The organism is Micromonospora sp. NPDC048871 (assembly GCF_043198155.1).
Taxonomy (GTDB): domain Bacteria; phylum Actinomycetota; class Actinomycetes; order Mycobacteriales; family Micromonosporaceae; genus Micromonospora.
The window spans coordinates 15,532-27,175 of record NZ_JBICUM010000024.1 but is presented as its reverse complement, the minus strand read 5'-3'; the positions used below and the strand labels follow the sequence as shown (position 1 = coordinate 27,175).

Annotated in this window: 8 protein-coding genes and 2 pseudogenes; 7 read left to right on the top strand and 3 right to left on the bottom strand. The window is 71.5% G+C overall.

Features of this window, described 5'->3' with window-relative positions:
• Positions 1 to 153 precede the first annotated feature (153 nt).
• Positions 154 to 1,403: pseudogene (gene moeZ, locus ACGFIK_RS27710) on the top strand (adenylyltransferase/sulfurtransferase MoeZ).
• Between the two features lie 156 nt (positions 1,404 to 1,559).
• A complete protein-coding gene (locus ACGFIK_RS27705) occupies positions 1,560 to 2,381 on the top strand; it encodes a prenyltransferase/squalene oxidase repeat-containing protein (protein ID WP_327023987.1) in 822 nt (273 codons plus the stop codon).
• 190 nt (positions 2,382 to 2,571) lie between these two features.
• On the opposite strand, the gene ACGFIK_RS27700 is transcribed toward ACGFIK_RS27705, so the two are convergent.
• Both ACGFIK_RS27700 and proB read right to left on the bottom strand, forming a co-directional pair.
• Positions 2,572 to 3,813: a glutamate-5-semialdehyde dehydrogenase gene (locus tag ACGFIK_RS27700; RefSeq protein WP_393342139.1), complete on the bottom strand. Its 1,242-nt coding sequence runs from the start codon at positions 3,811 to 3,813 to the stop codon at positions 2,572 to 2,574.
• Positions 3,814 to 3,889: 76 nt separating this feature from the next.
• Positions 3,890 to 5,047: a glutamate 5-kinase gene (proB, locus tag ACGFIK_RS27695; RefSeq protein ID WP_327023989.1), complete on the bottom strand. Its 1,158-nt coding sequence runs from the start codon at positions 5,045 to 5,047 to the stop codon at positions 3,890 to 3,892.
• 13 nt (positions 5,048 to 5,060) lie between these two features.
• Here proB and ACGFIK_RS27690 point away from each other — a divergent pair, with 13 nt between their 5' ends.
• The 5 genes and pseudogenes from ACGFIK_RS27690 (at position 5,061) to ACGFIK_RS27670 (ending at position 10,468) form a co-directional block, all read left to right on the top strand.
• Positions 5,061 to 5,375: an MGMT family protein gene (locus ACGFIK_RS27690; protein WP_327023990.1), complete on the top strand. Its 315-nt coding sequence runs from the start codon at positions 5,061 to 5,063 to the stop codon at positions 5,373 to 5,375.
• A gap of 32 nt (positions 5,376 to 5,407) precedes the next feature.
• The gene (locus tag ACGFIK_RS27685; RefSeq protein ID WP_393342136.1) at positions 5,408 to 6,847 is read left to right on the top strand and encodes an MFS transporter; all 1,440 of its coding nucleotides are present in this window, start codon (positions 5,408 to 5,410) and stop codon (positions 6,845 to 6,847) included.
• Positions 6,844 to 8,202, top strand: a pseudogene (locus ACGFIK_RS27680) (pyridoxal phosphate-dependent decarboxylase family protein); the annotation flags it as partial. The gene ACGFIK_RS27685 and the pseudogene ACGFIK_RS27680, both read left to right, overlap by 4 nt.
• Positions 8,203 to 8,502: 300 nt before the next feature.
• Complete coding sequence (locus ACGFIK_RS27675; RefSeq protein ID WP_357530471.1) at positions 8,503 to 9,081, top strand: NADH-quinone oxidoreductase subunit B family protein; 579 nt, start codon at positions 8,503 to 8,505, stop codon at positions 9,079 to 9,081.
• 70 nt (positions 9,082 to 9,151) lie between these two features.
• Positions 9,152 to 10,468: a DUF2252 domain-containing protein gene (locus tag ACGFIK_RS27670; RefSeq protein WP_327023994.1), complete on the top strand. Its 1,317-nt coding sequence runs from the start codon at positions 9,152 to 9,154 to the stop codon at positions 10,466 to 10,468.
• Positions 10,469 to 10,489: 21 nt separating this feature from the next.
• On the opposite strand, the gene ACGFIK_RS27665 is transcribed toward ACGFIK_RS27670, so the two are convergent.
• Positions 10,490 to 11,536 (bottom strand): glucose 1-dehydrogenase, encoded by a 1,047-nt coding sequence (locus tag ACGFIK_RS27665; protein WP_327023995.1) that lies wholly within the window; start codon positions 11,534 to 11,536, stop codon positions 10,490 to 10,492.
• Between the last annotated feature and the right edge of the window lie 108 nt (positions 11,537 to 11,644).

The following is an 11,644-nucleotide window of genomic DNA, read 5'->3' as shown; positions in this document are numbered from 1 at the left end:
AAAACCACCACCGTCTACGACAAGAACACTGCCTGGTCACACCGTGAGCTAACCGCCGCAGCTTGACACCTCAGCTCCTGGGGTGTCTGACCCGCCCGCCGGCCGGTCCCCGGTTATTCCCGCTCCCGTATGCCGGGCTACGTGTCCCCGCTCATGGCCGACGGCCATGTCGGCGAGCAACAATGGCCCGGTTGTCCGCCATCGATTCCGGGGAGTTCACCGTGTCGTTGCCCCCGCTCGTCGAACCCGCCGCCGAGCTGACCGTTGACGAGATCCGTCGCTACTCCCGTCACCTGATCATTCCGGATGTCGGGGTGACCGGTCAGAAGCGGCTGAAGAACGCCCGGGTGCTCTGCGTCGGCGCCGGTGGCCTCGGTTCCCCCGCCCTGATGTACCTGGCCGCCGCCGGGGTCGGCACCCTGGGCATCATCGACTTCGACACCGTCGACGAGTCGAACCTCCAGCGGCAGATCATCCACGGGGTCTCCGACATCGGCCGCTCCAAGGCCGAGTCGGCCGCGGCGAGCATCCGCGAGATCAACCCCCTGGTCAACGTGGAGATCCACAACACCGCCCTGGACCGGGACAACGTCCGCGAGATCTTCGCCCAGTACGACCTGATCGTCGACGGTACGGACAACTTCGCCACCCGTTACATGGTCAACGACGCGGCGGTGCTGCTCGGCAAGCCGTACGTCTGGGGGTCGATCTACCGGTTCGACGGCCAGGCCTCGGTGTTCTGGGCCGAGCACGGTCCCTGCTACCGCTGCCTCTACCCGGAGCCCCCGCCGCCCGGCATGGTCCCCTCCTGCGCCGAGGGCGGGGTGCTCGGTGTGCTCTGCGCCTCGATCGGTTCGATCCAGGTCAACGAGGCGATCAAGCTGCTCGCCGGTGTCGGTGAGCCGCTGGTCGGCCGGCTGATGGTCTACGACGCCCTGGAGATGAGCTACCGCAAGATCAAGGTCCGCAAGGACCCGAACTGCGTGCTCTGCGGCGAGAACCCGACCCTGACCGACCTGATGGAGGACTACGAGGACTTCTGCGGCGCGGTGTCCGTCGAGGCCCAGGAGGCCGTGGTCGACGCCACCATCACCGCCGCCGAGCTGAAGGAGTGGCAGGACGCCGGCAAGGACATCTTCCTGGTCGACGTCCGGGAGCCGGCCGAGTACGAGATCGTCCGCATCCCCGGCGCCACCCTGATCCCCAAGGGCGAGATCCTCTCCGGGGAGGCGCTGTCCAAGCTGCCGCAGGACAAGCAGGTCGTGCTGCACTGCAAGTCCGGGGTCCGCTCCGCCGAGGCCCTGGCCGCGCTCAAGGCGGCCGGCTTCCGCGACGCCGTGCACGTGCAGGGCGGGGTGCTCTCCTGGATCAAGCAGATCGACCCCTCCCTCCCGACCTACTGAGGGTGTAAGGAAGGGCCCCTTCTTAACGCCTCCGGTAGAGCAGGGGTCCCTTCTTAACATCCGCCGCAACGCCCTGCTCACACCTGCCGTCCGGGCCGATGTCGGCTGCCCGATTCGCCGAGGCGAGATCACGTATGCGCCGGTAGCCTGACCGCCGTGGTCGACATCGACGCCGCGATCGGGTTCGTGGTGGCACACGGGGACGCGGTGGAACGTGCCCGCCTCTCCTGGCTGCGTACCGGCGCGCCGCCGTCACCCGAGACGCTCGACAGCGCCGAGGTCGGGCAGACCCTGGGCGGAGGCTGGCCGGCCTCCTGGGGCGACGAGATCGCGTCGGTCGACGCCACCTGCTTCCGCCTCGCCGAACTGGACGACCTGGGCGCCCTCAGCCGCCCGGCCGCCCGCCGGGCCCTGGACTGGCTGGCCGCCGCCCAGCAGCGGGACGGCTGCTGGGAGGAGGACGAGGCCCTGGCCGAGGTGGCCCCGGAGTGGGCCCGGCCGGGAGACCCGGAGGCCCGGCTCTACCTGACCGCCAACGCGGCCTTCTGGCTCACCGTGGCCGGGCTGGACGCCCGCGCCGCCGGGCCGCTGGACCACCGGGTCGGTGGGGCGTACGCCGGGGTGGTGCAGGCCGCGGGGCAGGCGCTGGCCGCCCACCTCAACCCCGACGGCAGTTGGCCGTCCTTCCTGGCCACCGGCTGGCTGACCGCAGCGGTACTGCACCGCCAGCAGCTGTTCTACGAGTCGGCGCGGATCAAGGCCGTGCTCGCCGAGCGTCTCCCGCAGGCCTCACCCGCCGACGCGGCCTGGCTGGCCTCGACCCTGCGTCGGGTCGGCGTCGACGAGCAGGAGTGGACCCTGGTGGCGGCCCGCCGCCGACTGGCCGAGACCCAACGCAGCGACGGCGGCTGGACCAGCGACGACGGCCACCAGTTCGACGTACACACCACCCTCGCCGTAATCCGCGCCTTCCGCTGACCCCCCACCACCCTCCCCGAGCGCCGCCCGCCCCGCGCCCCCACGACGCCGCGAGCCCTCACCTCCCGCGATCTTGCACTTTCGGTCGGGGCAAAGCCGGCATATCGGGGCGAATTGGCGACCAAAAGTGCAAGATCGCGGGGGCGGGGCAGGGGCGCGGGCGCGGGGTGAGGGCGGGGGTGGGGTGGGTTTAGCGGAGGTGGCCGGTGCCGGTTACCACGTACTTGGTGCTGGTGAGTTCGGGTAGGGCCATGGGGCCTCGGGCGTGCAGCTTCTGGGTGGAGATGCCGATCTCCGCGCCGAAGCCGAACTCGCCGCCGTCGGTGAACCGGGTCGAGGCGTTCACCATCACCGCGGCCGAGTCGACCCGGGCCACGAACTCCCGGGCGGCCGCCTGCGAGTCGGTGACGATGGCCTCGGTGTGGCCGGTGCCGTACTGCCGGATGTGTGCGACCGCCGCGTCGAGGGAGTCGACGACGGCGACCGAGATGTCCGCGGAGAGGTACTCGGTGGCGAAGTCCTCCTCGGTGGCCGGGACCACGGCCTCGGAGTAGGTGGCGGTCCGGGCGTCGCCGTGCACGGTGACCCCGGCCTCGGCGAAGGCGGTCAGCATCGCCGGCAGAAAGTCGTCGGCGACGGCCGCGTGCACCAGCAGCGATTCTGCGGTGTTGCAGGTAGACAGCCGCTGCGTCTTGGCGTTCAGGGCGATGGACAGGGCCATCGACGGGTCGGCGGCGGCGTCCACGTAGACGTGGCAGTTGCCCACCCCGGTCTCGATCACCGGCACGGTGGACTCCTCGACCACGGCCCGGATCAGTGACGCCCCGCCGCGCGGGATCAGCACGTCCACCAGGCCCCGGGCCCGCATCAGTTCCTTGACGGAGTCGCGGGTGCTGGAGTCGAGCAGTTGCACCGCGTCCGCCGGCAGGCCGGCACCGGCGATCGCGTCCCGCAGCACCGCGACCAGCGCGGCGTTGGAGTGCGCGGCCGAGGAGGAACCGCGCAGCAGGGCCGCGTTTCCGGACTTCAGGCAGATGCCGGCGGCGTCCACGGTGACGTTCGGCCGTCCCTCGTAGATGATGCCGACCACCCCGAAGGGCACCCGGATCTGCCGCAGTTCCAGCCCGTTGGGCAGGGTCGAGCCGCGTACCACCTCACCCACCGGGTCGGGCAGGGCGGCCATCTGCCGCAGGGCGTCCGCGATGCCGGCCATCCGGCCCTCGTCGAGGGCGAGCCGGTCCAGCACGGCCGCGCTCAGCCCGGCTTCGCGTCCGGCCGCCAGGTCCGCGGCGTTCGCGGCGAGGATCTCGGGGGTACGCGCCAACAGCGCATCGGCCATCGCGTTCAGCGCGGCATCCTTGGCGGTACGCGTCGCCGTCGCCAGTGTCTCCGCCGCGATCCGCGCCCGACGGGCCTGCTCGCTAACGCTCATCCCATGCTCCTCAAGTGTTAGGAGGGGGCCCTTTTAATACGCCACGCGTTAATAAGGTGCCCCTCCTTACCGGCTTCTACAGCAGTACCAGGTCGTCGCGGTGGACGACCTCCCGTTCGTACGCCGGGCCCAGCGCCGCGGCGAGGTCGGAGGTGGAGCGTCCCAGCAGGCCGGGCAGCTCGACCGCGTCGTAGTTGACCAGCCCTCGGGCGACCGGGGCGCCGTCGTCGTCGACCAGGTCGACCGGGTCACCGGCGGTGAAGGCCCCGTCCACGGCGGTGATCCCGGCCGGCAGCAGGGACTTGCGTCGGCCCACCACGGCGGCCACCGCACCCGGGTCCAGGTGCAGCCGTCCCCGGGGGGAGGTGGCGTGGGCCAGCCAGAACAGGCGGGCCGCCGGCCGTCGGGGACTGGGGTGGAAGAAGGTGCCGACCGGCTCACCGGAGAGCGCCGCCACGGCCTGGGCGGCGGAGGTCAGCACGACCGGGATGCCGAACCCGGTGGCGATGCGGGCCGCCTCGACCTTGGTCACCATGCCGCCGGTGCCTACCCCGGAACGGCCGGTGCCGCCGATGTCGACTCCGGCCAGGTCGGACTCGTCACGTACCTCGGCGATGCGGCGGGCACCGGGTCGGGCCGGGTTGCCCGTCCAGAGGGCGTCGACGTCGGAGAGCAGCACCAGCAGGTCGGCGTCGACCAGGGCGGCCACCAGGGCGGCCAGCCGGTCGTTGTCACCGAACCGGATCTCCTGGGTGGCCACGGTGTCGTTCTCGTTGACGATCGGTACGGCCCGCAGGTCGAGCAGTTTGCGCAGGGTGCGGTACGCGTTGCGGTAGTGGGCCCGCCGGGTCACGTCGTCGACCGTCAGCAGCACCTGCCCTACGGTGCGACCGTGCCGGGCGAAGGCGGCGGCGTACCGCCCGATCAGCAGGCCCTGCCCGACGCTGGCCGCGGCCTGCTGGGTGGCCAGGTCGCGGGGTCGCCGGGCCAGCCCGAGCGGCGCGAGACCGGCGGCGATCGCGCCGGAGGAGACGAGCACCACCTCGCGGCCGTCGACCGTACGCGTGTCGAGGGCGTCGACCAGCGCGTCGAGCCGCTCGTCGTCCAGACCGCCGGTGGCGGTGGTCAACGAGGAAGATCCGATCTTGACGACGACCCGCCGGGCCGTGGTTACCGCGTCGCGCACCCGCCTATTCTGCGCTGTCGTCCTTGGGACTCCCCTCGGCGTTCCCATACTCTGGCTGGTCGTGACCCCTGAGGAGTACGTCGAGGCGGTTCTGGACCTCGTTGACCGGATTCCCCCTGGTCGGGTGATGTCGTACGGGGCGGTGGCCGACGCCCTGTCCGAGCGTTCGGGTCGGGCCTCCGCCCGACTGGTCGGGGCGATCATGGCCCGGCACGGTGGGGCGGTCGGCTGGCACCGGGTCGTCAACGCGGCCGGGGCGATGCCGCCGCAGTTGGCGGCGCAGGCGCGAGCGCGGTGGCTGGCCGAGGGCACGCCGATGCGCCAGGACCGGGTGGACATGCGGGCGGCCAGTTGGTGGCCGACCGAGGGGATGTGACGAGAGCCATAATCTGAGTACGATTCGGCGCCATGACCGCACCGCCCAGTGGCGCCGCCGCGGCCCTGCCGCGCAAAGTGCACGCCGGTTACGCCCTAGGCTCGCTGGCCACCGGGGCCTTCGGCACCGTACCGGGGCTGTTGCTGCTGCCGTACCTCACCGACACCCTGGGGGTGGCCGCCGGCGTGGCGGCCCTGCTGGTGCTCCTGCCGAAGGCGTGGGACGTGCTGGTCAACCCGGTGGCCGGGCGGATCTCGGATCGGACCCGCTCCCGCTGGGGTGCCCGCCGACCGTACCTGCTCATCGGTGGACTGGCCCTGGCCGTACTCTTCGGGTCGATCTTCGCCGCCCCCTTCGGTGCCGGGCCGGCCGCCGGGGCGTACGTCGCTGTCGCCTTCCTGGCCACGGCGACCGCCTTCGCCTTCTTCCAGGTGCCGTACGTGGCCATGCCGGCCGAGTTGACCAGCGACTACGCCGAACGTACCCGGATGATGACCTGGCGGATCGCGGTGCTGGCGCTGGCCATCCTGGTCTCCGGCGCGGTGGCCCCCCTGGTCCGGGACGCCGCCGGGGGTGGGGTGCCGGGACACCGCTGGATGGGGGTCTTCGTCGCCGCCCTGATCGCCCTCGGTGCGGTCGGTGCCTTCCTGGGCACCCGGTCCGCTCCCCAGCAGGTGGTCGCCGAGAGTGAACCCAGCCTGCGCGTCCAACTCGCGGTGGCCGGCCGCAACCGGCCGTTCCGGGTGCTGCTGCTCTGCTTCGTGGTGCAGTCCGCCGGGGTGGCGACCATCCTCGCCGGGGTGCAGTACTTCGCCGACCAGATCCTGCGTGACTCCAAGACCGGCCCCACCCTGCTGTTCGCCTGCTTCGTCGGGCCCGCCCTGGTGGTGATGCCGCTCTGGTCGCGGGTGGGTGCCCGACTGGGCAAGCTCGCCGGGCTGGTGATCGCCTCCCTGATCCTGGCGGGCGGTGGGCTGGCGCTGGTAGCCGCGCCGCTGCTCCCCGCCGCCGTGATCTACCTGCTGGTCGCGTCGATCGGGGTCGGGTACGCCGGGCAGCAGGTGTTCGCGCTGGCCATGCTCCCGGACTGCATCGCGTACGACACCACCCGTACCGGCCGCCGTCAGGCCGGGGTCTTCACCGGCCTGTGGACCGCCGGGGAGACCTTCGGCCTGGCCCTGGGTCCTGGCATCTACGGTCTGGTGCTCGCCCTGACCGGCTACGTCTCCTCCACCACCGGCACCTCCGCCCCCCAATCCGACACCGCCCGCCTAGGCGTCCTGCTCGGCTTCACCCTCCTCCCCGCCCTCCTGATAGCCCTGGCCACCCTCCTCCTCCGCCCCTACGACCTGACCCAAGCCCGCCTAACCACCCCTCCCACCCCCACCCCCGCCCTTTCTCCCGTCGATCATGCACTTTCCGTCGGGACTAAAGGTGCGAACCAGCACGAAGAGGAGACCAAAACTCCATGATCGACGAAGAAGCGGGGGCGCTGCCCGTGCGTGGGGTGGCCGCGGAGCGGGTGTTGGGGGAGATCCGGGAGCTGCGGGGGTTGGATCGGCCCACGCACGGGGGGCGGTTGTTCGCCTATGTGTACGACCCGGGGGTGCCCGGGTTGGACGAGTTGGCTGCCGCCGCGTACGCGGAGAGCGCCCATGTCAACGGACTGGACCCGACCGCCTTCCCGTCCCTGCTGGCGATGGAGAACGCGCTGGTCGGAGCGGCGGCCCGGCTACTGAACGGTGGGCCCGGCACCAGTGCCCCGGAGGTGGTCGGCAGCATCACCGGCGGCGGCACGGAGTCGCTGATCCTGGCCGTGAAGGCGGCCCGGGACGCCCGGCCGGAGATCACCGCACCGCGCATCGTGGTGCCGACCAGCGCGCACGCGGCCTTCGCCAAGGCGGCGCACTACCTGCGGGTCCAGGTCGATACGGTGCCGATCGACCCGGACACCCTGCGACCGGCGGTCGCCGACATCGCCGCCGCGATCCGCCCCGACACGGTCCTGGTGGTCTGCTCCGCCCCCTCGTACGCCCACGGGGTCATCGACCCGGTAGCCCAGATCGCCGAGGCGGCCGCCGTAGCGGGGGTACGGTGCCACGTCGACGCCTGCTTCGGCGGCTGGACCCTGCCCTACCTGCGTCGTCTCGGCGAGCCGGTGCCCGACTTCGACTTCGCCGTACCCGGGGTCACCTCGATCTCGGTGGACCTGCACAAGTACGCGTACGCCCCGAAGGGGGTCTCGGTGCTGCTGCACCGCGATCCGGCCCTGCGGGCACCGCAGTACTTCGCGTACGCCGACTGGCCCGGATACACGATGATCAACCCGGTGATCTCCTCCACCCGCTCGGGCGGACCGATCGCGGCCGCGTACGCGACCCTGCGGCACCTGGGTGACGAGGGCTACCTGGAGTTGACCCGGCGGACCCGCCAGGCCGTGCGGGTGCTGGCCGAGGCCGTACGCGGAGTCGACGGGTTGCGGCTGGTCGCCGAGCCGGAGTCGACAGTGGTCTGCTTCACCGCCACGGACTCCGGGCCGGACCTGTTCGTCCTGGTGGACGAGCTGGCGGCCCGGGGCTGGCACACCCAACCCCAGCTCCGGTACGCCGGACTGCCGCGCAGTGTGCACCTGACGGTGACCGCTGCGGTGGCCCCCCGGGCGGCCGAGTTCGCCGCCGACCTGGCCGAGGCGGTAGCGGCGGCCGCTGCCGCCGGGCCGGTCCCTCTGCCCCCGGAACTGCTGGCCCTGGCCGGCGCCCTCTCCCCGGAGACCCTCACCGCCGACCTGGTGGCGAACCTGGCCGCCGGCCTGGGCCTCGGCACAGGCGGTCCCGGCACAGGCGGTCCCGGCACAGGCGGTCCCGGCGCGGGCGGTCCCGGCGCGGGCGGGCCAGGGGCAGGCGCGGGGCTGCCGGAGCGGATGGCGCCGGTGAACACTTTGCTGGACGCCGCGCCACCGGCGTTGCGTGAGCGGCTGCTCGTCGAGTTCGTCAGTCTGCTGCAACGCCCGTCGTACTGACCCCCCGCTGTTAGGAGGGGTCCCCTGTACAACGCCAGGCGTTAACAGGGGGCCCTTCCTTACCGGAAGGGCTGTGGTTGACTGTCGAGGAACGGGAAGGGGGCGATCGTGCAGCTGCCGGCGGTGCTCGGGGAGCCGATCCGGTTCGTGCTGAACTGGGGTCGGCGGTACTCGCTCTGGGTCTTCAACTTCGGGTTGGCCTGCTGCGCCATCGAGTTCATCGCCACCAGCATGTCCCGGCACGACTTCATGCGGTTGGGCGTCATCCCGTTCGCGCACGGTCCCCGCCAGGCCGATTTGATGGTGGTCTCCGGCACGGTCACCGACAAGATGGCCCCGGCCATCAAGCGGCTGTACGACCAGATGCCCGAACCGAAGTACGTCATCTCCTTCGGCGCCTGCTCCAACTGCGGCGGCCCCTACTGGGACTCCTACTCGGTGACCAAGGGGGTCGACCAGATCATCCCGGTCGACGTCTACGTGCCGGGTTGCCCGCCTCGACCGGAGGCCCTGCTGCACGGCATCCTGCGCCTTCAGGAGAAGATCGCCGCGGAGCAGTCCGGCCCCGGCGGGGTGTCCCGCCCGGACCCGCTGGCCTCGCCCACCGACGCGCCCTCCGCCGAGGGCACGGCGCCCCGCTCCACCGCCTCGCTCATCGCCCCGCCGGTACGCCCGCCGGGCATCTGACCTCCGGCGTACCGGGCCGCCGCAGCGTCGTTGGACGGTGCGGTGGCGGCCGGGGATTAGCGTACGGATCATGACCGATGCCGCGGAGAAACGTTCCGCCTTCATCGTCGAGGTGCTGGCCCAGGAGTTCGGCGCGTTGATGGCGCTCGACCCGGCAGCCTTCCGACGCAAGTTCCGCAAGATGGCCGCCTCCCCGTTCGCCTTCTACCGGGGCAGTGCCAGTCTCTTCTACGCCGACCAGCGCGGCGACTTCGCCGACGACCGCTACCTCGACGCCCAGACCAGTCGGGTGTGGATCCACGGGGACCTGCACGCGGAGAACTTCGGCACGTACATGAACGGCTCCGGCCAACTGGTGTTCAACGTCAACGACTTCGACGAGGCCTACGTCGGGCCCTTCACCTGGGACCTGCGGCGCTTCGTCGCCAGCGTGGCCCTGATCGGCTACACCAAGGCGCTCTCCGACCGGGTGATCAGCGAGCTGGTGACCGGCTTCGCGGAGAGCTATCTGACCGAGCTGCGGGCCATCGCCGAGGGCGGTGACGACGCCATCGGGTCGATCACCCTGGACAACGCCGACGGGGTGCTGCGCCGGGTACTCCAGCAGGCCCGGCTCAACACCCGGGTCGATCTGCTGCGGGAGCAGACCACCATCGACGCGTACGAGCGGCGGTTCTCCCTGCGCGACGGGGTGTACGAGATCGACGGGGAGGTGCGGGCCAGGGTCTGTGCCGCCTTCGAGGCCTACCTGGACACCCTGCCGGCGGCCACCGCGCAGGCCCGCCCGCTGGCCACCCAGATCAAGGACGTGGTGCTGCGTAAGGGGGTGGGCATCGGCTCGGCCGGTCTGCCGTCGTACAACCTGCTGCTGGAGGGGCACACCCAGGCGTTGGAGAACGACGTCGTGATCTACATGAAGCAGGCTCAGGTGCCGGCGGTGGCCCGACATGTCGACGACGAAGGGGTCCGTGGCTACTTCCGGCACCAGGGCCACCGCACAGCCGAGTCGCAGCGGGCCCTTCAGGCGCACGCCGATCCCTGGGTGGGCTACACCGAGCTGGACGGGGTGGGCCAACTGGTCGCCGAGGTCTCCCCGTACGCCGCCGACCTGGACTGGGCCGACGTCAACGAACCCGAGGAACTGGCCGGGGTGTTGGCCGACCTGGGTCGGGCGGTCGCCCGGATGCACTCGGTGGCCGACGACGAGTCCAGCCACGACCTGGTCGACTACTCCACCGAGGAGGCGATCGTCGCCGTGGTGGCCGCCGACCCCGCGGGCTTCGTCGCGCACCTGGTCGACTTCGCCCACGCGTACGGCATCCGGGCCCGCCAGGATCACCAGCTCTTCGTCGACCTGTTCCGCAACGGCAGGTTGCCGGGTCTCTGAGGCGTAGCCTCCCCCGGCCGGTCAGGAGGTGAAGTCGAGGATCACCTTGATGTCCTGCGGGCCGGGGGAGTACGCCGAGGCGTACTCCGACAGCGGCACCCGGCGGGTGATCAACGAGGCCAGCCAGGACTGGTCGGCCTGGGACAGCGCCTCGGCGGCGGCGTTCCAGTGCCGCCGGTTGGCGTTGACGGAGCCGAACACCACGTTGTTCTCCAGGACCAGAGTGCGGTTGAGGGAGCCGGCGTCGAGGTCTACCGTCCGGCCCCCGCTGGAGACCCCGGCCAGGCAGACGATCCCGGCGGGGGCGACCTTGTACATCGCTTCGAGGACGACCGCCGGTGCGCCGGTGCACTCGACGATGACATCCGGTGTGAAGTCCAGCTGGTCGATCGAGCCGGCATGGTAGGTGGCCCCCAGGGCACTGGCCAGCGCCGGCTTGGGACCCTCGGTGACCAGGTCGAGCACATGGACGTCCAGACCACGCTGGCTGGCCAGCAGGGCGGCCAGCAGGCCGATCGGACCGGCACCGGTGATCAACGCGGTACGCGGCTGCCACTGCGCCCGCTGACCCATGCGGAAGATGTGGTCCCACGCCTTGACCACCACACTCGTCGGTTCCAGCAGCACCCCCACCTCGCCCAGGGCCGGGTCCAGTCCGACGGCGAAGCGGGGCTGGAGCCGCCAGCGTTGCCGGGCGAAGCCGGGCAGGGCCTTGATGCCGTGCTCGGTGAACAACCCGTTGCGGCACATGTCCCACTCGTCGACCGCGCAGTTCGGGCAGGGCACCGGATCGGGATGCCGGACGATCCCGGCCACCAGATCGCCGGGTTGCAGGGTGCCGGTCGAGTCCTCGATCACCCGGCCCAGCGACTCGTGCCCGAGCACCAAATGATCATGACCGGGCGGGGCCTCACCGTACTTGCCCTCGATGATCTCCATGTCCGTGCCGCAGATCCCCACCGCCAGGGCCTCCACCAGGATCGACCCCTCTTCGGTGGTCGGCTCCGGGTAGTCCTCAAGCAGCCGCAGGGAGCCGGGCACCCCGGGAATCACGGTGACAGCGCGCACGGCCCCATCCTGCTGCGCGCGGGTCGACCCCCGCCGGCAAAGCGGGTATCTCCACCCGGCCGCGTGGTGTCGGCATCACACCGGGGCGGCGCGTCGGGCCGGGTACGG

Bases quoted from the DNA above. Each gene is read 5' to 3' on its own strand.
- ACGFIK_RS27700 (WP_393342139.1), bottom strand. From the start codon at position 3,813: ATGAGCGTTAGCGAGCAGGCCCGTCGGGCGCGGATCGCGGCGGAGACA.
- proB (WP_327023989.1), bottom strand. From the start codon at position 5,047: ATGGGAACGCCGAGGGGAGTCCCAAGGACGACAGCGCAGAATAGGCGG.
- ACGFIK_RS27685 (WP_393342136.1), top strand. From the start codon at position 5,408: ATGACCGCACCGCCCAGTGGCGCCGCCGCGGCCCTGCCGCGCAAAGTG.
- ACGFIK_RS27670 (WP_327023994.1), top strand. From the start codon at position 9,152: ATGACCGATGCCGCGGAGAAACGTTCCGCCTTCATCGTCGAGGTGCTG.